20 protein-coding genes are annotated in these 22,166 nt (G+C 44.1%); 18 read left to right on the top strand and 2 right to left on the bottom strand.

Annotated features, from left to right (window positions below; genetic code table 11):
* Positions 1–14 precede the first annotated feature (14 nt).
* From C6Y02_RS01640 to C6Y02_RS01585, 12 genes are all read left to right on the top strand, one after another.
* Positions 15–1,037: a glycosyltransferase family 2 protein gene (locus tag C6Y02_RS01640; RefSeq protein ID WP_060597338.1), complete on the top strand. Its 1,023-nt coding sequence runs from the start codon at positions 15–17 to the stop codon at positions 1,035–1,037.
* Positions 1,038–1,042: 5 nt separating this feature from the next.
* Complete coding sequence (locus tag C6Y02_RS01635) at positions 1,043–2,071, top strand: polysaccharide pyruvyl transferase family protein (protein WP_106030520.1); 1,029 nt, start codon at positions 1,043–1,045, stop codon at positions 2,069–2,071.
* A 28-nt stretch (positions 2,072–2,099) separates the two neighbouring features.
* The gene (locus C6Y02_RS01630) at positions 2,100–3,614 is read left to right on the top strand and encodes an MATE family efflux transporter (RefSeq protein WP_106030519.1); all 1,515 of its coding nucleotides are present in this window, start codon (positions 2,100–2,102) and stop codon (positions 3,612–3,614) included.
* Positions 3,615–3,634: 20 nt separating this feature from the next.
* Positions 3,635–4,228 carry a sugar transferase gene (locus tag C6Y02_RS01625; protein WP_060597336.1) on the top strand — a complete coding sequence of 198 codons (594 nt, stop codon included), beginning with the start codon at positions 3,635–3,637 and terminating at the stop codon, positions 4,226–4,228.
* Positions 4,191–4,877, top strand: coding sequence for an acetyltransferase (locus tag C6Y02_RS01620; RefSeq protein WP_106030517.1), 687 nt, complete (start codon positions 4,191–4,193; stop codon positions 4,875–4,877). Before C6Y02_RS01625 ends, C6Y02_RS01620 begins: the two co-directional genes overlap by 38 nt.
* A complete protein-coding gene (locus C6Y02_RS01615; protein ID WP_106030516.1) occupies positions 4,877–6,055 on the top strand; it encodes a DegT/DnrJ/EryC1/StrS family aminotransferase in 1,179 nt (392 codons plus the stop codon). The genes C6Y02_RS01620 and C6Y02_RS01615 overlap by 1 nt, the downstream gene beginning before the upstream one ends.
* Before the next feature lie 149 nt (positions 6,056–6,204).
* Positions 6,205–7,827, top strand: coding sequence for a nickel ABC transporter substrate-binding protein (nikA, locus tag C6Y02_RS01610; RefSeq protein ID WP_060597333.1), 1,623 nt, complete (start codon positions 6,205–6,207; stop codon positions 7,825–7,827).
* An 18-nt stretch (positions 7,828–7,845) separates the two neighbouring features.
* Positions 7,846–8,790: a nickel ABC transporter permease subunit NikB gene (nikB, locus tag C6Y02_RS01605; protein WP_066030350.1), complete on the top strand. Its 945-nt coding sequence runs from the start codon at positions 7,846–7,848 to the stop codon at positions 8,788–8,790.
* A complete protein-coding gene (gene nikC / locus C6Y02_RS01600; RefSeq protein WP_034660032.1) occupies positions 8,787–9,620 on the top strand; it encodes a nickel ABC transporter permease subunit NikC in 834 nt (277 codons plus the stop codon). The genes nikB and nikC overlap by 4 nt, the downstream gene beginning before the upstream one ends.
* A 4-nt stretch (positions 9,621–9,624) precedes the next feature.
* A complete protein-coding gene (locus C6Y02_RS01595; protein WP_189318227.1) occupies positions 9,625–10,440 on the top strand; it encodes an ABC transporter ATP-binding protein in 816 nt (271 codons plus the stop codon).
* A 13-nt stretch (positions 10,441–10,453) separates the two neighbouring features.
* Positions 10,454–11,269: an ABC transporter ATP-binding protein gene (locus tag C6Y02_RS01590; protein WP_060597331.1), complete on the top strand. Its 816-nt coding sequence runs from the start codon at positions 10,454–10,456 to the stop codon at positions 11,267–11,269.
* A gap of 62 nt (positions 11,270–11,331) precedes the next feature.
* Positions 11,332–12,657 carry an MATE family efflux transporter gene (locus C6Y02_RS01585; protein ID WP_106030515.1) on the top strand — a complete coding sequence of 442 codons (1,326 nt, stop codon included), beginning with the start codon at positions 11,332–11,334 and terminating at the stop codon, positions 12,655–12,657.
* Between the two features lie 24 nt (positions 12,658–12,681).
* On the opposite strand, the gene yvfG is transcribed toward C6Y02_RS01585, so the two are convergent.
* Positions 12,682–12,897: a protein YvfG gene (gene yvfG / locus C6Y02_RS01580; protein WP_003213121.1), complete on the bottom strand. Its 216-nt coding sequence runs from the start codon at positions 12,895–12,897 to the stop codon at positions 12,682–12,684.
* 70 nt (positions 12,898–12,967) lie between these two features.
* Here yvfG and rpoN point away from each other — a divergent pair, with 70 nt between their 5' ends.
* Together rpoN and C6Y02_RS01570 are read left to right on the top strand one after the other, a co-directional pair.
* Positions 12,968–14,266, top strand: a complete 1,299-nt coding sequence (rpoN, locus tag C6Y02_RS01575) for an RNA polymerase factor sigma-54 (protein ID WP_066030354.1) — start codon at positions 12,968–12,970, stop codon at positions 14,264–14,266.
* A 172-nt stretch (positions 14,267–14,438) separates the two neighbouring features.
* Positions 14,439–15,176, top strand: coding sequence for a FadR/GntR family transcriptional regulator (locus C6Y02_RS01570; RefSeq protein ID WP_060597329.1), 738 nt, complete (start codon positions 14,439–14,441; stop codon positions 15,174–15,176).
* A gap of 27 nt (positions 15,177–15,203) precedes the next feature.
* On the opposite strand, the gene C6Y02_RS01565 is transcribed toward C6Y02_RS01570, so the two are convergent.
* Complete coding sequence (locus C6Y02_RS01565) at positions 15,204–16,646, bottom strand: sigma-54 interaction domain-containing protein (protein WP_106030514.1); 1,443 nt, start codon at positions 16,644–16,646, stop codon at positions 15,204–15,206.
* Between the two features lie 209 nt (positions 16,647–16,855).
* Between C6Y02_RS01565 and C6Y02_RS01560 the strand changes: the two genes are divergently transcribed.
* The 4 genes from C6Y02_RS01560 (at position 16,856) to gap (ending at position 21,965) form a co-directional block, all read left to right on the top strand.
* Complete coding sequence (locus C6Y02_RS01560; RefSeq protein WP_066030356.1) at positions 16,856–18,049, top strand: ornithine--oxo-acid transaminase; 1,194 nt, start codon at positions 16,856–16,858, stop codon at positions 18,047–18,049.
* Between the two features lie 139 nt (positions 18,050–18,188).
* Positions 18,189–19,574, top strand: a complete 1,386-nt coding sequence (locus tag C6Y02_RS01555) for an amino acid permease (protein WP_223256484.1) — start codon at positions 18,189–18,191, stop codon at positions 19,572–19,574.
* A gap of 314 nt (positions 19,575–19,888) precedes the next feature.
* Positions 19,889–20,926 (top strand): sugar-binding transcriptional regulator, encoded by a 1,038-nt coding sequence (locus C6Y02_RS01550; RefSeq protein WP_106030512.1) that lies wholly within the window; start codon positions 19,889–19,891, stop codon positions 20,924–20,926.
* Between the two features lie 31 nt (positions 20,927–20,957).
* Entirely contained in the window at positions 20,958–21,965 is a 1,008-nt protein-coding gene (gene gap, locus C6Y02_RS01545) for a type I glyceraldehyde-3-phosphate dehydrogenase (protein ID WP_012011304.1), read from the top strand.
* The last annotated feature ends 201 nt before the right edge of the window (positions 21,966–22,166 follow it).

The raw sequence follows: 22,166 nt of genomic DNA, 5'->3' as shown, positions 1-22,166 counted from the left end.
TGGGGCATGTTGTAATGCCAGCTATCAGTCTATTGGTCGCAGTCTACAATACGAGTCAATATGTGGAGCAATGCCTTCAATCAATTGCAGATCAAAGTTTTTCAGATATAGAGGTGATTCTCGTGAATGATGGATCGACGGATCACAGCGGAGAATATCTTGAAGCGTTTGCTGCGCAAGATCAGCGCTTTCGGGTCATTCATCAAACCAATCAAGGGTTAGGCGCTGTGAGGAACCGGGGCATCGAAGAAGCAAAAGGGACGTATATCGCCTTTATTGATTCAGATGATATTCTCGCGCCTCATTACTGTGAAGCCTTGTATGAAAAAGCTGAAATGACCGGCGCAGATCTTGTTGTCAGTGAGTACTGGATTCAATTTGAACAGTCAAAGCGAACCATACCAACAACGCTGTTAGCCGAGCGATCAGCCGAAAAGACGAGTTTAATTGAAGCGTTATTGCACGGAGACATCACGGGGTTTTCATGGAATAAGCTGTATCGGCGTGCCTTTATCGAAGAACATCACATTCGATTTCCGCTGCGGGGGGAACTTGAGAACATAGAAGATCAATATGTGACGCTGCGCTGTTTTTCTTTATCACGCAGCATCGCCTTTGTTCATGAACCTCTTTATTACTACAGGGTTCATCTGTCATCTATTGTGCAGCGATATCAGAAGCAGTATTTTCATCATGGACTGACCTTTTATCATGCGCAGCGCTTGTTTTTGAAAGAATATGATGACATCTCTCTGTATGAGAAGGCACTTGATTTTTTTATTGTCAATCATACTCTTCATTGTATGCTCAACGAATGGAAGAGCCAAAATGCCCTCTCTATTCGGGAAAAGCTTGATCACATGCGGGAAATGGTGACACACGAGGCCTTTCTGTATGCCGTCAAACAAGTGGAACCATCGAAGCTCACCGCTCGAAAGCGAATGATTTTATTCCTTGCTAAGTGCCGGTTGGTTTATCCGCTTTCTGCCGCCGCTTCAAGCTATCAAAAATGGATCGAATATCAAACAAGGAAATAGGGGTGATGAGATTGACATTGCAGCAATTGAAGGCGCACGCCGCAGAGTGGCTGCTCTTAAAGGTTAAATATCCACTTGAATATCGACTGAGCCGCCAAAGCCTGCCAGAGCTGAGTCATCAGAAGAAAATCATTCTCACGCTGCTGCCGGGGCATGATAATTTAGGGGATCATGCGATTGCCTATGCGAGTTATTGTTTTTTAAAAGAGCACTTTCCCGCTTATGACATCATGGAAGTGGACATGAAAGAGATCTATCGCCTCGCCCGTCCGTTAAAGCGTATGCGGCACCCAGAAGACATCGTCTGTATCATCGGTGGGGGCAATATGGGGGACTTATACCGTTATGAAGAATGGACGAGACAATTTATCATGAAAACCTTCAAGTCCTATCCGGTGATTCAATTGCCGGCTACTGCCCATTTTACAGAAACAAAGAGAGGAAAAAGAGAGGAACGCCGCGCTATTCAAACATACAAACACCATCCAAGGTTGCTTCTCATGGCAAGAGATCAAACAACCTATACCTGGATGAAGCAGCACTTCCCTGATCAAAATGTGTGGAAACAGCCTGATATGGTGCTGACATTAGATGAATCGACTAAGGAACAAAAACGTGAAGGGGTTCTACTTTGTTTGCGAGAGGATAAGGAAGCGTATCTCACTGAAAAGGAGCGGCGGCAGCTAAAGCAGCATATTCAAGAGACGTATGATCAAGTCGGTTTGATTACAACGACAATTGGCAAACGAGTTGATCGAACGACTCGCCTAGATGAATTATCTGCCTTATGGACAGAGTTAAGTAAGGCTCAGGTCGTCGTGACAGACCGGCTTCACGGCATGATTTTTTGTGCGATTACGCAAACACCGTGTGTTGTCCTCAGGTCGTTTGATCATAAGGTGATGGAAGGGTATGAATGGGTGGCTCATCTTCCGTTTTTGACGCTATTGAAAGAACCGAATGAGGCGGCTGTGAAAGAGGCGATTCATCAGCTGATGAAAACGAGCGGACAAAAGGGAGAGGAAGCTGGATGAAAGCTTTTAAACGCTGCGTGAAAACAAAATGAATCGAGCGTTTCTTTACAATGCCAGTGCAAACTTCATGACGTTTGTCTTGATGATGCTTATGTCTGTTTGTTTAACACCGTACATCGTTCATACACTTGGAGTGGAAGCATTCGGCTTAATCCATCTGACGCAAAATATGATCAACTATTTATCGGTTATTACGGCTTCATTAAGTGCTGTTGTTGTGCGCTTTTTTTCTGTGGCGGCTCATAAAGGAGAAATGGAGAAGGCGCAGCGCTATCTCTCATCTTATTTCGTTAGTTCCATTTTTTTATCGATCAGTCTTTTTCTGTTTTGTCTGTTCATGTCCCGTCAGCTGGTAGAGTGGCTTCATGTGCCTGATTATCTCGCAAAAGACACACAGACCGCCTTTATATTAGGGGGTCTTTTATTTATGCTCAATTTTGTCATGTCCGGCATTGGGGCTGCGCCGTTTTATGCGAATAAGTTATATGTATCAAGTGTTGGTCAGTCCATTCAGATGTTTTTGAGGGCATTTATGATTATGATGCTGTTTACATGGACGGCACCAGCCATCTGGCATATTCCGCTTGCGGCCGTCATAGGAAGCTTGGCGGCTATGGGAATCGGTATCTATTATTTTAAAAAACTCATTCCTTGGTTTTCGTTTAAGTGGCGGCACGTCTCATTATCTTCTAGTCTCACACTTGTTCGATCAGGGGTCTGGCATTCTTTTGAGCAAATGGGAATTTTGTTGTTTTTACAAATTGACTTATTGATGACCAACCTGCTCATTGGAGCGGAAGCGACGGGACAGTATGCGGCGATTTTACAATTCCCATTATTATTACGCACACTCGCAGGGACACTGGCGGTTGTATTTGCCCCAACGATCACGAAATTTTACTCGAATCAAGATGAAGAAGGTCTCATCCAATATGCAGCCAGTGCCATTAAATGGAGCGGTTTATTTGTCGCGTTCCCAGCCGCTCTACTAGGAGGGCTCGCCGGTCCGCTCATGCTTTTATGGCTTGGACCTGCCTTTGAAGAGCTGAAATGGCTTCTCATGATTCATGCAGCTTATTTATGTTTGACCTTGATGTTTTTACCGCTGACATATGTGCCGACCGCTTTTAATCGATTGAAAGTTCCAGCGGTGGTCACGCTCATATTAGGAGTATCCAATGTGATTTTTGCCTATGGATTGACTCATATGCTTCAGCTTGGCTTATATGGCATTGCATCAGCAGGAGCGATAGTTTTATTGATGAAAAATATCGTGTTTCTGCCATTTTATACGGCCCGCATCACGAATCAGAAACGCACCATCTTTTACAAACATACATTGGTTCCACTTGCAGGAGCACTCATGATTTGGGGCGTCTGTGCAGGGATTCAGGCGTTTTATGACGTGAACTCATGGTTGGAGCTGTTTTGTATTGGTGGTCTTTGTTTCATTCTCTATATGGGCTACTTGTATCAATTTGCAGGAACAAAACGAGAGCGGCAGCAGCTGGTGCATAAGGTAAAACAAGCTGTTTCCCGCTAGTGAGATAAGGAGATTTAATGATGAAAAGAATGTTAGATGTGATGGTGGCATTGACGCTGCTCATCGCAGGCAGTCTTCTTTTTCTTCTGATTTATGGGCTGATTCGGTGGAAAATTGGGACGCCTGTGTTGTTTCGGCAGAAGCGGCCTGGTCTGTATGGCCGGCCATTTATGCTATATAAATTTCGGACGATGACCGATGAACGCGACGAGCACGGAGGGCTCCTGCCAGATCATCTTCGATTAACAAAAACCGGCGCCTTGATTCGCAAGCTCAGTCTTGATGAATTGCCGCAATTAGTCAATGTCCTAAAAGGAGAGCTCAGTCTCGTTGGACCAAGGCCTCTTCTGATGGAGTATCTGCCGATGTATACAGAGGAGCAAGCAAGGCGCCATCTTGTAAAGCCTGGCATTACTGGATGGGCACAGGTGAATGGAAGGAACACGATCTCCTGGGAGGAGAAATTCACCTATGACCTCTGGTATGTCGAGCATCAAACGTTTTGGCTGGATATGAAAATTTTATGGATGACCTTGCTGAAAGTCATCAAAACAGAGGGGGTGCAGCAGCCGCATCATGCCACAGCTGAAAAATTCAAAGGAACCGATATGTAAAGAGCAACCCATAGGTTTAATTGGTGCTGGCGGGCATAGCAAAGTCATTCAGGAAATGATTGTTGCACATCCCGATTACTCATTATGTGCCGTATTAGATGATCAATTTGAAGAGGAGGCCACTCAAAGCGGCATCTTGTATGGACCGATCTCCATGAGTCAACAGCTGAGAGAGACAATGCCTCATATGAAATGGCTGATTGCTATTGGGCAAAATGAGATGAGACAGCTAGTAAAGGAACGCCTCTCATTTGAAAACAAGGCGTTTGCCACACTCATCCATCCAGAGGCGGTCATAAGTCCATCAGCGGTGATTGGAGGGGGAACTGTCGTGATGGCAAGAGCAGTGGTTCAAGCAGATGCAGCAATCGGTGAACATGCGATTATCAACACAGGATCTATCGTAGAGCATGACTGTATACTCGAATCGTTTGTGCACCTATCACCAGGAGCAGTGTTAACTGGCTGTGTGTCTGTACGAATGGGTACCCATATTGGGGCAGGTGCTGTTGTGATACCCAGGATATCGATCGGAAGCTGGACAATCATTGGCGCAGGAGCCGCAGTAACAAAAGATATACACGATCAGAAAGTCGCTGTAGGCATTCCTGCAATAGAAATCAAAGATCGGAGAGAAGGTGGGAAATGATGCAAGAAAGGAAACGAATTTACTTATCACCACCGCATATGAGCGGAAAAGAGTATCTGAAAATAGAGGAAGCTTTCAAGAGTAACTGGATTGCACCGCTTGGACCTCTTGTGAATGAATTTGAGCAGGCAGTCGCACGCTATGCAGGAGTGAATGCAGGAGCGGCTTTATCTTCTGGAACAGCAGCAATTCACCTTGCATTAAAGCTTATTGGCGTTCAAAAAGGTGACATTGTCTTTTGTTCCACCCTCACATTTGTTGCAACTGCAAATCCGATCTTATACGAACAAGCCACACCCGTTTTTATTGATTCTGAAAGAGATACATGGAATATGTGCCCGCTTGCTTTAGAGAAAGCCTTTGTGGAATCAAAACGACTTGGAAAAAGACCCCGTGCTGTTATTGTCGTGCATTTATATGGACAAAGCGCAAAAATGGACGAGATTCTGGCGTTGTGTGAAGCATATGATGTACCAGTCATTGAGGATGCGGCTGAATCGTTAGGTGCTCTATATAAAGGGAAAAAAAGCGGCTCAATGGGCAGGTTCGGTGTCTATTCGTTTAATGGAAATAAAATCATTACAACATCAGGTGGCGGTATGCTTGTGAGTGATGATGAAGCTGCGATCGAACGCTGCCGCTTTCTCGCTTCACAGGCTAGAGAACGCGCCATGCATTATGAGCATCAAGAGATAGGATACAACTATCGCATGAGCAACCTGCTAGCAGGCGTCGGGATTGCTCAGATGGAAATATTGGACGAGCGTGTTGAACAGAAGCGACGCATTTTCAAGCGTTATCAGGATGCTTTATCTAAGGTAGAGGGCCTGTATTTCATGCCAGAATATCAAGGCACCAAGTCCAACCGCTGGCTGACGACATTGACTATTGATCGTGATAAGAGAACGTCTCCAGTGGACATCATTGCTGCACTAGAAAAAGAACAGATCGAAGCAAGGCGTGTATGGAAGCCGCTGCACCAGCAGCCGCTCTTTCGTAATTGTCCTTTTTATTCAGCAGCGAAAGGCACTCCCGTATCTGAGTTGTTATTTGAAACAGGGCTTTGTCTCCCCTCTGGAACAAGTATGACAGAAGCTGAACAGGATCGTATCATTGACACACTTCGTAATGCCCTGCGAGAAAAAACATTCACCTCTTCACAGGCTGCTCATTCGTAAGCAGCCTGTCTCTCTTTCTATCAAATTCATCAATTAATGGAATAAATAGGTATATGTATTGTCAATTCGTTTTAAATATGATATTGACAAAGGGGTCCTTCCTCCTTAAAATGAAAATGATTATCAGCGTCAATTAGGAGGAACATCTTATGTCTATTTGGAGTAAATTTTTTCCGAAAATTAAAATAAATACAGTATTACCTTTCCTGCTAATCTTTTTATTAGTAGGCTGCTCTCAAGCAAACAATGGAGCAGAAGGAAACAAGGATCATCCTGACATGATCACGATGGCTTGGCCGAGAGATATTGGCGAAATGAATCCGCACGTATACAACCCATCGCAATTGTTTGCACAATCAATGATTTATGAGCCATTGGTCAGCTATCAAAAGAATGGAAAGCTAAAACCTGAATTAGCGAAATCATGGGATGTTTCAAAGGATGGCAAGGTGTATACTTTTCATTTAAGAGACAATGTGACGTTCTCAGATGGATCTGAGTTTAATGCTAACATTGTGAAAAAGAACTTTGATTCCATCTTAAAAAACAAGGATATACATAGCTGGTTAGGTGTTATAAAAAAAATCAAAAAGACAGAAGCAGTAGACAAGAAAACGTTTAAACTCACATTAACAGAGCCATATTATCCAACTGTTCAAGAATTAGCAGTTGTCCGCCCGGTTCGTTTCTTAGGAGAAGCAGGCTTCCCTAAAAACGGAGATACGTCAAAAGGGATTGAAAAACCAGTGGGGACAGGCCCTTGGGTATTAAAAACATATCAAAAAGATGACTATGCCATTTTCGAACGAAATGATCATTATTGGGGAGAAAAACCAAAGGTTAAAGAAATCAAAGTCAAGGTGATCCCAGATGCGGAAACGAGAGTCATGGCATTTGAAAAAGGCGATGTAGATGTCCTTTACGGAGAAGGAACCATTAGCCTTGATGCCTACAAACAGCTAGAGGCGAGCGGCAAGTATGAAACAAAAATGTCAGAGCCTGTAGCAACGAGACAGCTTGTCATGAACACAAAAGTGGATCAGCTGTCAGATGAGAAAGTGCGTCATGCCCTTCAATATGCTATTAATAAGAAATCAATGGTAGAAGGTGTCACCTCTGGCTTAGAGGATGAAGCAGATCACATATTGCCGACCAACATGCCTTACACATCTGATATTAAGGTGAAGTCTTTCCAGTATGATGTAGACAAAGCGAAAGCATTGCTGGATGAAGCAGGCTGGACACTTCCAAAAGGAAAAACCGTTCGTGAAAAAGATGGAAAAGCGCTTGAATTTAGTATGATGTATGACTCAGCAGAATCGATTCAAAAAGCGATGGCTGAGACGCTTCAAGCAGAATGGGGAGCCATTGGCGTTGGCGTCAAACTTGAAGGTGTGGAGCTGGCAACACAGGTGCAGCGCTTTAAAGCCAACAAATTTGATATGAACTTCTTTAGCAACTACGGAGCGCCTTATGATCCGCATACATTTATGAACGTCGTCTCATCAGATGGTTTTGGATTCAAAGAAGCCATCTCAGCCTATCCAAATAAGGACAAGCTGATCAAAGAAATGAGCGAAATTCCATCAACAACCAATGAAAACAAACGAAAAGCACTTTATTCGTCTGTGTTATCTTCATTACAGGATCAAGGGGCGATTGTGCCAATCTCTTATTTTAAAAAGACAGCCGTTTATCAAAAAAATGTGAAGGACTTTGAGTTCCCAGCAAATCGTGATGAACATCCATTCACAGGCATTAAGCTGAAGTAATAGAAGGAAGGTAAGGAAATGGGCCGCTATATCGTCAAACGCATGCTATCAATCATCCCTGTATTTTTATTAGCCACACTTTTTACGACTGGTATGATTCACCTTTCACCAGTTGACCCGGCTGAGGCATATTTAGCAGCGGCTCATATCCAGCCTACGGATGAAATTTTAGCGCAAAAACGAAATGAATTTGGTTTAGACCAACCGTTTTATATGCAGTATCTTCACACCATTGAAAAAGTCATTCACCTTGATTTTGGCCAGTCGTATATGTCGAACCAGCCTGTGCTCAATGAGGTGATCTATAGAATACCAGCGACGATTCAATTGGCGCTGACTAGTCTGCTGATAGCTATTTGTGTCAGCATTCCGCTCGGCTTTTTCAGCGGCATGAGGAAAAATGGCGTCGTTGATCATATGAGCCGGCTTATTTCTTTTTTAGGAGCATCTATCCCGACGTTTGTCTTGGGGTATTTGCTCATCTTCTTTTTTTCAGTGAAGCTCGATCTTTTACCAGTTGAAGGGGTCGGAACATGGGAGCATCTCATCCTGCCGTCGATCACACTGGCCGTCCCTTTAATTGCTACGTATACAAGGCTATTACGATCAAGTGTGAGTGAGGCGCTTCAAGAGCCTTTTGTTCAATATGCGAGAATCAGAGGACTAAAGGAACGGTCGATCATGTTCAAGCATGTATTGAGAATCGCGATATCGCCAATGCTGACAGGGCTTGGGGTGAATCTTGGCAAGCTGCTGACAGGAACCATTATCGTAGAGGCGGTTTTTTCATGGCCGGGGTTTGGGCGCTTCTTTATTGAAGCGATCTTTAACCGGGATCTGCCGGTCATTCAATTCTATGTCCTCATGGCAGCATGTATCTTTATCTTGAGCAGCTTGATTGTGGACTTGCTCCAGCTGATCATTGACCCCCGTATTTCCAGAAAGGAAGGCCGCCAGCCATGATGACAAAAGGAAAATATCTCTTCTCTCATCAAAAGATGATCTCGATCTGTGTGGTGCTCCTTGGTCTATTGCTGATTGTGACAGTATGTGCACCGTGGATCGCTCCACATGATCCGGCGGCTGTCAATCTAGCGATGAAGCTAAAGGGGTCTTCGTGGGAGTATCCTCTTGGGACAGATCAATTAGGCCGATGCAATTTATCTCGAATTTTATATGGTGCACGTGTTTCACTAGGCTGTGCGTTATTAATCTTTCTCTCTTCTTTATTGATTGGGTTAATCGTTGGTTTGTTGTCAGGTTACAAAGGCGGCTGGATCGATCACGTCTTGATGAGAATCTGTGACGGGATCATGGCATTCCCGAACCTGGTGCTGATTCTTGGATTAGTCGGCATCTTCGGTCCTGGACTTTCTCAAGTAGTGCTTGCCTTGATGCTGGTACAATGGGTATACTATGCTCGCGTCTTTCGAGGAATGGTGCTGAGTTTAAAAGAACAGAACTTTATTGCTGCCGCAAAAATCAGCGGGACGTCCCACTGGAACATCATGAGAAAGCATATGATTCCAAATGTCCTGCCGCCACTCGCGGTCATAGGTACACTCGAAATGGGCTGGGCGATTATGGACATTTCTGCGATGTCCTTTCTCGGATTAGGCGTTCAGCCTCCTATGCCTGAATGGGGGGCGATGATCCATGAAGGGAAGTCGTACATTCAAACGAATCCTCAGTTGATGCTGTACCCAGGTCTTGTGATCATGGCTGTCGTGGTCCTCTTTAATTTACTAGGAGAGGCCCTCTCAGAGAAATATGGTATCAAACGCCGTGTGTAAAGGAATGATCGATGTGCAAGAGTCCATTTTACAAATAGAGAACCTGCATGTGCAGACGAAAACGCCTCATGGGACAACCTCTCTTATTCAGGACGTATCGTTTGAAGTAGGGCGTGGTCAAATCGTTGGATTAATAGGTGAGAGCGGCTGCGGGAAAACGGTGACAAGTATGTCGATCTTACATATGCTTGACCCGAAAACAACGGAAGTCACTGGCAGCATCACATTACAAGGACGAGAATTGATCGGTATGAGTGAAAAGGATATGCGCTCTATTCGGGGCAAAGACATCTCATATATTATGCAAAATCCAATGAACAGCTTTACACCAGTATGGACGATCGGTCATCAGCTGATTGAAACCATCCGCCGGCATACCGCTGTCAGTAAAAGGCAGGCACGAGCGAAGGCAATGGATGCGTTAGCGCAGATGAATCTGCCGCAGCCAGATAAGCTGTTAAACAAGTATCCCTTTGAACTAAGCGGCGGCATGCTGCAGCGTGTCATGATTGCCATGGCTGCCTGCATGCACCCGCCTCTTCTCATAACAGATGAACCAACAACTGCTTTAGATGTACACACGCAGAAGCTGGTGCTTGAGCACCTAAACCAAATTCGTCATGAGTATGGAACTGCCATTTTGCTCATTACTCACGATCTTGGCGTCATTGCAGAAATGGCAGATCAGGTTGTCGTCATGAGACAAGGAGAAATGGTTGAAAAGGCAGAAGTGCTTGAGCTTTTTGAAAACCCGAAGCATGATTATACAAAGAAACTATTAGCAGCTCGTCCATCCATCCCAGCTGTTTGCCCGATTTGAGGTGAGAAGGCCCTTGCATTTATTAGAAGTGAAAGCAGTTAGTCATTCATACAACAGCCGGTCGTTTCTGATGAGAAAAAAAGGCGCAGACCAAGTCTTAAGCGGCGTCAATTTAATCATTGAAGAAGGCACATGCCTCGCATTGCTGGGGCAAAGCGGCGCAGGGAAAAGTACACTAGGCCGCATCATACTTGGTCTAGAGAAACCAAGAGCCGGTCAGGTCCTTTTTGAAGGGCAGGATATATATTGTGCAGATCAGCGAACACGCAAACATTATCGCCGGCATGTGCAAGCGGTGTTTCAAGATTCATATTCGGCGGTGAATCCAAGGTGGACAGTCGAACAAATTTTATCCGAGCCGCTTGAAAACTATGAAGCTATGGGCCGACAAGAACGCAAAAACGTGTTGATTCACTGGCTGGAAAGAGTCGGGCTCAGTGAAAAGGACTTGTCTAAATATCCGCATCAATTCAGCGGCGGCCAGCTGCAAAGGATCAACATCGCAAGAGCCTTATTGCTGCAGCCAAAGCTCGTCGTACTGGATGAATCCGTCAGCAGCTTAGACATGGTTACACAGGCTGTCATTTTAGATTTATTAGTAGAATTAAAGAAGGAACTGGGTGTCGCTTACTTATTTATTACACATGATATGACGGCAGCCTATCATGTAAGTGATCAATTGGCGATATTGGATCAAGGTGAACTTGTTGCTCAATTTCAATCAAAGGATGATTTCTTTTCATCAGAAGAGACAGCGGTGCAGAAAATGAGAGATGCAATGCTCGCAGACCATCCTTTGTCCCGAACAATTGGCAGGCCGGTTCGGTAAATCTTCATTTCATCAACGCCTCTTTTAGAAGAGGCTATTTTTCATGAAAGGCAGGTGGCATCGTGAACCATCGAGCGTATTTAGCTTTGGCCATTCCTTTAACCATCTCAACGATGACCACCCCATTACTTGGAGCTGTTGATACAGCAGTTGTCGGTCAGCTCGCCAATCCCGCTTATATTGGAGGCGTCGCGGTTGGCAGTCTCATTTTCAGTACACTATATTGGCTCTTTGGTTTTTTGCGGGTGAGTACATCTGCTTTTGCCGCCCAGGCAAACGGGGCGCAGAGTGAGGAGCAGGGCGTACTTGCTTTTCTAAGACCTTTTTTAATCGCCATCATTGTCGGCCTTTGTTTTATTGCCCTGCAATGGCCAATTATTCAATCTGCTTTTCTAGTGATTTCTCCCGCTGCGGATGTCCGGCAATTTGCAGCAGATTATTTTCATATTCGTATTTGGGGTGCCCCGTTTACCTTGATGAATTATGTGATATTAGGGTGGCTGATGGGAATGGCAAAAATGAAAGAAGCCCTCTCTTTACAAATCTTGATCAATGTCATGAATATGGTCCTTGCCCTTCTGCTTGTTCATGTGTTTTCGTTTGCAGTCAAAGGGGTGGCGGCTGCGACATTGATATCTGAATTAACCGCCTTTGTGCTAGGCGCATGGATCATCATGAAGCATTCAAAAAACGGGTTCCAGATACCTTCTCTTAAGAAAATCATGGATACACAGGCAGTTCAGAAAATGTTTCATGTGAATAAAGATTTGTTTATTCGGACGATTTGTCTGCTAGTGGTGATTAACATGTTTACAGCAAAAGGTGCTTCTTTTGGAACAGAGATGCTGGCGGCCAATGCCATCTTATTTCAAATTCACTACATCATGGCTTATTTGTTCGATGGTTTTGCCAATGCATCCAGCATCCTTGTGGGCAGATCAGTTGGTGCAAATGACCGTACCCTTTATGAAAGAACTTTAACTCTTTCGAGACAGTGGGCACTTGTCATGGCATGCGTCATTGCGTCGGTTTATTTTCTCTTAAAAGAGCCGATCTTGAGCTTGTTTACAAATCTTCCCCGGCTTCTTGATGTGACATTAGGCTATGCAGACTGGCTCGTTCTCTATCCGTTTGCCGCTTGTTTCGGTTTGGTCATATACGGCGTATTTACAGGTGCGACAGAAATTGCCCCTGTCAGAAATTCGATGCTGTTTGCGATGATCTTGTTTATCGTTGTTCAAGCAGCGGTCACGCCTATTTGGCACAATCACGGAATATGGTTTGCCTTTATCATCTATACTACCGGACGGTCTGGCTTTTTGATGATGTACAAATCAAGGCTGGATCAGAAGCTTTTCGCAAATGAAAAACACCCTTTGCCATCATGACAAAGGGTGCTCTTTTTCGTTCATTCATTCGCTTTCTTTTTTCACTTTTTGATATGCTTCATCAAGATGCTGAATACGCTTCAAGACCACAGCGTTTTTGGTCAGCTGGTCTTGTACAAGTGTGGACACCACTGAGCGGTAATAGGCATTCATGGCATGAATCTTGTCTTCATTTTGATTCATGGCGATGTGCTGTTTCAAGTTGTCAACAAAGTATGGAACGGAAAAAAGTTCAGACATGGGAATCACTCCTATTTCGTATATACGGTCCGTCAATCTTCATGTAAAATGATGAGAGGGAGGGGAGACAATGAGCCTTAATCTGCAACAAGAACAAGTATTAAAGCAGGTGCTCACACAAGAACTCAGGCAGGCCATTACGCTGCTCCAGCTGAATAGCGCTGAGCTTGGCGAGTATCTTGACCAGTTAGCGCTTGAGAACCCTCTGATTGAGCGGAAAGACACGGACAGCTATCAACCAGTTTATCATAAAAAATCTCAAGATCGAATGACAGAGCCGTATCGAACGCATCAAAAAGAAAGCCTGCAAATGTATTTAAAGAAACAAGCTATTGATTTGAATCTAAGTGAAAAGAATCAAAGGATCTTTGACTTTATGATCGAGTCCATTGATTCCAATGGCTATTTAAATGAACCGGTTGACGAGATGGCAGCTGTCTTAGAGGTGCCAGCTGAAGAAGTAGAAGCCGTCCTTCATCAGCTTCAATCGCTAGAGCCTGCCGGTATTGGCGCAAGATCATTACAAGAATGCATTCTGCTTCAGCTGAGAAGAAAAAAGGAGCGCTGGTATGAAGCCGAGCTGATCATCGACGAGCACTTCTTTCTCTTTGCAAGAAAGGCTTGGAAGGAAATCGCGGCGAAAACAGGCGTTTCAATGAAAACACTTCAAGCGGTACAAGATGAGGTGTCGCAGCTGGAACCAAGACCGGGCATACATTTCTCATATGAAGAGGACCCTGTGTATATAGAGCCAGATGTGACGATTACTGTCGTGCAGGACCACATCACATTTGAGCTGAATCAGCGCGCTTTTCCAGACGTTGAAATGAATGAAGGATACTTCGCCATGATTCAAGACCAGAAGCGGCATGAAGCATATGTGTATCTAAAGGAAAAAGAGCAGCAATACAATTGGCTTGTCCAAGCGCTGAAGCAAAGAAAACAAACGATGACCCATGTCGTTCGTGAGATTATCTTCCATCAGACAGATTTTTTCCTTACAGGGAAACATAAAATGAAACCGCTTACGATGAAGCGAATCGCAGATATATTGCAAGTGCATGAGTCAACAGTCAGCCGAACGGTGAAAGGGAAAATGGTGCAAACCCCTTATGGTCTCATGGAAATGAAACAATTTTTCCAAGCAAAACTAGAAGGACCTTCGCTGGAAGAGGCGTCCAGCTACACAGTCAAGACGCACATCGCAGAGCTGATCCAAACGGAAAATAAGAAAAAACCGTATTCAGATCAGCAAATGATGACGCAGCTTCAGCAAACCTTTGGTATCCGTGTGTCGCGGAGAACCATTGCGAAATATCGTGAACAAATGAATCTTCCATCATCTACACTGCGGAAGCGCCATGATTAAAAAGAAGTACTTGCCAGAAATAGGGCAGGTGCTTCTTTTTTGTTGAAAGCAAGGCACACAGAAGATTTTTTGAAAATTAAATCGGGGAGACGTCTGAACGGAAATTTTGGGGTAAAGTATAAGATAGGGCATGAGCCGATAAGGATAGACAACAGTGATGAGGTGAGACCAATTGAAATATAAACAAATCAAAACCAAAAAAATATATGAAGAAATTGCGGATGCATTAATCGAATTCATTCGTACAGGTGAGCTTCTTCCGGGGGAAAAATTAGATTCGGTTCAAGCGCTCTCAGAAAGCTTTCAAGTCAGCCGTTCCGCTGTAAGAGAGGCGCTGTCTGCTCTCAAAGCGATCGGATTAATAGAGATGAAGCAAGGGGAAGGCACGTATGTGAAGCAGTTCGATCCTGAACAGCTCGCATTTTCTTTATCTCCTGCATTTTTAATGAAGCAGCATGATGTCAGGCAGCTCCTTGAAGTGAGAACCATCATTGAAACAGGTGCTGTTAAAAAGGCGGCGCTGCTTCGGACGGACGATGACCTTCATCAGCTGCGTGATGCACTCGAACAAATGAAGCTGGCAGAAGCACATGAAGAAATTGGTGAAGAGGCAGATCTCACCTTCCATCTCGCCTTAGCCAAAGCCTCGAAGAATGATGTATTAAAGGTGTTAATGAATCAAGTCTCAACCTTGTTAGTAGAAACGATGCGGGAAACGAGAAAAGTCGTATTATTCTCAACGAAAGCCTCCATTCGGCAGCTTTACGAAGAACATGAACAAATTTACAAAGCCGTCATGGCAAGGCAGCCAGAAGAAGCAGAGAAAGCAATGCTTACGCATTTGAAAAATGTAGAAAATCTGCTCGGTGATGTGCTGCAAAAAACAGCAGAACAGTCAGATACACAATAAGCTGTGCCGAATGATGGCACAGCTCTATTATTGACGAGAAATATGTAGCTTTTTCATTCGATATTGCAGACTTTGCCTGCTCATGCCCAATAACTTTGCAGTCTGTGAAATATTATCGTCCATTTTTTCTAAGTAATGGACGATGTATTGTTTTTCGAATCGCTCCATTTGGGTTTGGAAATCAGTCGTCTGTTCTGGGCTTGTATAGACAAAGGTGTCAGCAGCTGCGGTTTGCTGCAGAGAATTTGTTTGCAATTGCGCCTTAGGACGGCCTTCCCCGTGCTTAAATCTAAAATGATAGGGAAGGTGATGCATGCTTAAGTCGTCTTCATCCATCATCATATTCATCCCCGCCTCAATCACATGCTCCAGTTCTCTTACATTGCCTGGCCAATGATACGCTTGGAAAAGGGCAAGTACCTCTTCGTCAGCCGTCTTCACCTTCATTTGAAACAGCTCATTATATTTTTGAATAAAATGATTCACAAACGTAGGAATGTCCTCTTTTCGCTCAGAAAGCGGCGGGATAAATAAGGTGACAATACCGAGCCGATAAAATAAATCCTTGCGCATGCGTCCACCTGCGATCGCATCAACAGGGTCCTCATTCATATTGGCAATGACTCTTACATCAACAGCGATTTCTTTTGTGCTGCCTAGCCTTCTCACGCGTTTCTCCTGTAAGACGCGCAGCAGTTTTGCTTGAAGAGGAGGATTTAATGAGTTGATCTCATCTAAAAGCAATGTTCCTCCTTGCGCCTGTTCAAATAAACCAGGCTGATCAGTTGCCCCCGTAAAAGCCCCTTTTTGTGTACCAAAGAGCAGACTTTCAATCAGATTATCAGGCAGTGCTGCACAATTTTGGGTAATAAATGGTCCAGATGACCGGCTGCTGCCGTTATGAATGCTTTGAGCAAACAGTTCTTTCCCAGTCCCTGTTTCGCCAACAATGAGCACATAAGAAGAGGTGCGTGTCGCTCGTTTCGCATGTTCAATCACCTCTAAAAATGCAGGGCTTTGTCCAATAATGGAATCAAAGGTAAAGCGTGTGCTTCCTTTTTTCTTCATATTGTGATGAATCAGCCGTTCCAGCTTGGTCACATCATTTGAAATTTCAACTGCCCCTTGAATGAGGCCGTCTCGAACGAGCGGGTATGTATGGTTAATCGTTGTGATTTCTTTTCCGTTGTAATTATGATACGTCTGCTTGGCATGAACGGTTTGTTTCCCGGTACGAAGCGCTTGGACAAGTGTACTGTGCATCTCATCTTGAAAGGTGAAGAAGTCGAGTACATTTTTATGGAGAACATCAGAGCGTTTTAAAGACTCAATCTCCATCATTTTTTTATTATAAACAACCGTATGGCCATTCTCGTCAATTGCATGAACCCCGACATCAATTAAATCGAGCATTTGTTTATACAAATCAATCTCATTTTCAAGCTTTGCGGCATGCAGATCTTTTTTCACTTGTGCCACCTCCTGACGTTACCTCTATTTTACATGAAAAATTTTGCGTTTTCCTCTAAAAAATTTGGCATGCGCAAAGAAATTTTGCGTAAATAATGAGGTAGACCCTCATGATCAAGCAGTCAGAAAGTTGGCACGATCCTTGCATAACATATGGATGAAGATGAACCCAATTGAAAGAAGCTACCTTACAGAAGGAGGAATAGATGATGACACAGACAAATGAATTGATTCAACAAACAGAACAATATGGAGCGGCAAACTATCATCCGCTGCCAATTGTGATTTCAGAGGCTGAGGGAGTGTGGGTGACAGACCCTGAAGGCAATCGATATATGGATATGCTCAGTGCGTATTCCGCAGTGAACCAAGGACATCGCCATCCCCGCATTATTGAAGCGCTCAAAAAACAGGCAGACCGTGTGACACTCACGTCGAGAGCTTTTCATAATGATCAGCTTGGTCCTTGGTATGAAAAAATTTGCAAACTGACGAATAAAGACATGGCACTGCCAATGAATACTGGTGCTGAGGCTGTAGAAACCGCTGTAAAAGCAGCAAGACGCTGGGGCTATGATGTTAAGGGAATCGAAGAGAATCGTGCAGAAATCATTGCGTGTGTTGGCAATTTCCATGGGAGAACGATGACGGCTGTGTCTCTTTCCTCTGAAGCAGAATACCAAAGAGGCTTCGGTCCAATGCTTCCCGGAATAAAATTGATTCCTTACGGAGATATTGAAGCGTTACGTGAAGCTATCACACCACAGACAGCGGCTTTCCTCATTGAGCCCATTCAAGGAGAAGCAGGAATTGTCATGCCGCCAGAAGGCTTCTTGAAAGATGCCAAGGCGCTTTGTGAGAAAGAACATGTGCTGTTCATTGCGGATGAGATTCAAGTGGGGTTAGCACGAACAGGTAAGATGTTTGCGTGTGACTGGGAAGACATTGAGCCAGATATGCTGATCCTCGGGAAAGCTTTAGGCGGCGGCGTCTTTCCAATCTCGTGTGTCGTAGCAAACCGCGATATATTAGGCGTGTTTAACCCTGGTTCTCATGGGTCTACCTTCGGAGGAAATCCTCTTGCGTGTGCGGTGTCGCTTGCTGCACTGGATGTTTTAATCGACGAAAAACTTGCAGCCCGTTCCATGGAGCTTGGCGAATACTTCAAAGACAAACTATCACGCATTCAAAGCCCTGTGATTAAGGAAGTGCGCGGCCGCGGATTATTTATAGGAATGGAGCTGACAGAGGCAGCTAGACCTTATTGTGAAAAGCTGAAGCAAGCAGGATTGTTATGTAAAGAAACCCATGAGACAGTTATCCGTTTTGCCCCGCCGCTGACCATTTCAAAAGAAGATTTAGACTGGGCAATTGGTCATATTGAAGCACTGTTTCAAGCCTAAAAGCCAAAGGGGGAGGAACCTTCACTTTCTCCCTTTCTTTTTCAACGAACAGCGAATTTTGTCAAAGGATGATGAATAGAAGAAAGAAAGTGGGGAAGTGGATTTGAAGCAAGAACAGCATAATGAACTAGAGCGTTCCATGAAAAGCAGACATCTCTTTATGATTGCCTTAGGCGGCGTCATCGGTACGGGCCTTTTCCTTGGATCAGGATTGATTATCCATCAGGCAGGACCTGGCGGAGCCATTCTATCGTTTATCATTGGCGGACTGTTAATGTATTTGGTCATGCTGTGTCTTGGAGAATTAGCAGTGGCGATGCCGACAGCCGGTTCCTTTCAGGAGTATGCAACCAAATATATAGGCCCGTCCACAGGCTTTATGATCGGCTGGCTGTATTGGTTTAGCTGGGCGTGTACGATTGGACTGGAGTTTACGTCAGCAGGCATATTGCTCCAAAGGTGGTTCCCAGATATCCCGGTTTGGCTCTGGTGCCTAGCATTTAGCGTGATATTATTTGCCGTGAATGCCATCTCAGCTCGCAGCTTCGCTGAAACAGAATTTTGGTTTTCAGCCATTAAGGTTGCAGCCATCCTATTGTTTATTATCATCGGAATTGGCGCAATTTTCGGAATGATTCATCTAAAAGGCGGAGAACCAGCCCCTTTATTTCGTCATTTGACGGATCATGGCGGACTATTTCCTAATGGTGTTTTTGCTATTTTATTAACCATGGTCACGGTCAATTTCTCCTTTCAAGGAACAGAACTTGTAGGGATTGCAGCAGGTGAGAGTGAAAGCCCTGAAAAAACATTGCCTCGATCGATACGGAATATTATTTGGAGAACGATGGTCTTTTTCGTTTTATCAATTGCGGTTCTTGCCGCGCTTCTTCCATGGCAGACAGCAGGCACTGTTGACAGTCCGTTTGTGGTCGTGCTGGACAAGGTCGGCATCCCATATGCTGCAGATATCATGAATTTTATTATCATCACAGCTGTCTTATCTGTAGCAAACTCTGGATTATATGCATCATCACGTATGCTTTGGTCGCTTTCAAAGGACGGGAAAGGACCTGGCTTTACGAAAAAGCTGTCCAAGCGTAAAATCCCGATCAATGCATTATTGGTGACAATGGGTGTATCCGCTTTATCCCTGCTCACAAGTGTTGTGGCACCAAAAACGGTGTATGTGTGGCTCATTTCGATTTCCGGAATGGTTCTAGTTGTGGTGTGGATGTCCATTTGTTTGTCTCAGTATTTCTTTAGAAAACAATTCATAAAAGCGGGTAGAGATGTAAAGGATCTCGTCTTCCGTACACCGCTCTATCCATTTGTGCCATTGGCAGGCTTCATCGCATTTGGCATCGTTCTCATCAGCCTATTCTTTATTGAGGATCAGCGGATTGGCCTTTATTGCGGCGTTCCGTTCATGGCTGTCTGCTACATCATTTATTATTTCAAAATCAAACCGAAGGAAGAGGCAAAGCGTTTCGCTGAAGAGGAAGGAACCATCCCAAAAACATAAAAGACCAACTATATCAACAAAATGTGCATGCGGATCTCACACGCATGCACATTTTCAATGGTGAATTCATTGAATATAGAAGAAAATAAATATTTTGAAAAGAAATATCATAGCAAGAACCTTGATGACAAGCAGGTTATCGGTGAAAATGTGTCTATTTTTTGTCTAAATGTGTTTGTAAGAGTTGAAAATGCAAGATTATCCTGTTAAAATAATTAAAGAAAGCAGGGATTGATTTTTTTTGGCTGTGGCGGGACGTTTTTTGTCACAGTGGGACGTTTTTAGTCCAACGTGAAAAGAAAGGGTCGTTAGCCATGAATCGTTTATTGGAAGCTCAAAAAAAATTATTGCCAGATCTTCTCATCGTTATGCAAAAACGCTACGACATTTTGCAATACATCAGGTTAGCTGAACCAATCGGCCGCAGAAGCCTTGCGACGAGCCTAGGTCTCAGTGAGCGCATCTTAAGAGCTGAAGTTCAGTTTCTAAAAGAACAAAACCTGCTGGATGTCAAAACGAGCGGCATGATGCTGACGAGTGAAGGCCACGCTTTGCTTGAAATGCTTGAAGGAATGATGAAGGACGTTTTAGGTTTAACCTTTTTGGAAAATACATTAAAGAGGAAGTTAGGCCTAGAAGAAGTCATCATCGTTTCTGGTGACAGTGACGAATCCCCGTGGGTGAAGCAAGAAATGGGAAGAGCTGCTGTCCAATGTATGAAAAAAAGGTTTACTGGAAATAATATCGTCGCCGTCACTGGCGGAACGACGATGGAAGCCGTTGCCGAAATGATGACCCCTGATGCCAAAAACAGAGGCATGATGTTTGTCCCTGCGAGAGGCGGTCTTGGGGAGAATGTAAAAAATCAGGCAAACACCATTTGTGCCCACATGGCTGAAAAAGCTTCCGGTACTTACAAACTGCTGTTTGTTCCAGGGCAGCTGTCAGAAGGTGCTTACTCTTCTATTATTGAAGAGCCGTCAGTCAAAGAAGTGCTTCAAACGATTAAATCATCCACGATGCTCATTCATGGGATCGGTGAAGCAAAAACAATGGCGATGAGACGAAATACACCAGCTGAAGATTTAAAAAAGATTGATGAGCATGACGCAGTGACAGAGGCCTTTGGCTATTACTTTAATCGTGATGGTGAGGTCGTCCACAAAGTGCACTCCGTCGGCATGCAGCTAGATGATTTAGAAAGCATTCCACACATCATTGCTGTTGCAGGTGGATCATCAAAGGCAGGGGCCATTGAAGCTTATTTCAAAAAACCCCGCCGAACGGTTCTCGTCACAGACGAAGGAGCCGCAAAAGAGTTATTAAGGGAGTCAATTGATCCCTCAATATAAAACATTGTTACCTATAAAAGGAGGAAACATCATGGCAGTAAAAGTCGGTATTAACGGATTTGGACGTATTGGACGTAACGTATTTCGTGCAGCATTAAACAATCCTGAAGTTGAGGTAGTAGCGGTTAACGATCTAACAGACGCTAACATGCTTGCACACCTTTTACAATATGACTCTGTTCACGGAAAACTAGATGCAGAGGTTTCTGTAGACGGTACAAACTTAGTAGTGAACGGTAAAACAATCGAAGTATCAGCTGAGCGTGACCCTGCGAAATTAAGCTGGGGTAAACAAGGCGTAGAAATCGTTGTTGAATCTACTGGATTCTTCACAAAACGTGCAGACGCTGCAAAACACTTAGAAGCTGGCGCTAAAAAAGTCATCATCTCTGCCCCTGCTAACGAAGAAGATATCACAATCGTTATGGGTGTAAACGAAGACAAATACGATGCAGCTAGCCACGATGTCATCTCTAATGCATCTTGTACAACAAACTGCTTAGCTCCATTTGCAAAAGTACTTAACGATAAATTTGGTATCAAACGCGGTATGATGACAACTGTTCACTCATACACAAATGACCAACAAATTCTTGATCTTCCGCACAAAGACTACCGTCGTGCTCGTGCAGCTGCGGAAAACATCATCCCAACTTCTACAGGTGCTGCGAAAGCTGTTTCACTTGTATTGCCTGAACTTAAAGGTAAATTAAACGGTGGCGCTATGCGTGTTCCAACACCTAACGTTTCTTTAGTTGACCTTGTGGCTGAATTAAACCAAGATGTAACAGCTGAAGATGTAAATGCAGCACTTAAAGAAGCAGCTGAAGGAGAACTTAATGGAATCCTTGGCTACAGCGAAGAGCCATTAGTATCTGGTGACTACAATGGTAATGCAAACTCTTCAACAATCGATGCTCTTTCTACAATGGTGATGGAAGGCAGCATGGTGAAAGTCATTTCTTGGTACGATAACGAGAGTGGATATTCTCACCGCGTTGTTGACCTTGCAGCTTACATTGCAAAACAAGGTCTTTAATTTCTCACACTGAAGGAACTCACTTGGTTCTTTCCTAGAGACACGATATAATGAAGACGGACAAGGGAAGGGGAAGCATCCCTTTCCCTTTTTCTCTGTTTTTATCCGTTCTGCACGATTTCTCGTTTTGATGAGGGCAAAATGGGAAAAGGATAAAGAGAGACTTGTCCAATGCGTAAGGAAACCAGAATAAAGGAGGAT

This window comes from Bacillus sp. NMCC4 (assembly GCF_002998555.1).
Lineage (GTDB): Bacteria > Bacillota > Bacilli > Bacillales > Bacillaceae > Bacillus.
Note: the sequence above shows the minus strand (reverse complement) of the source record. Positions and strands in the feature narration are given on the sequence as shown.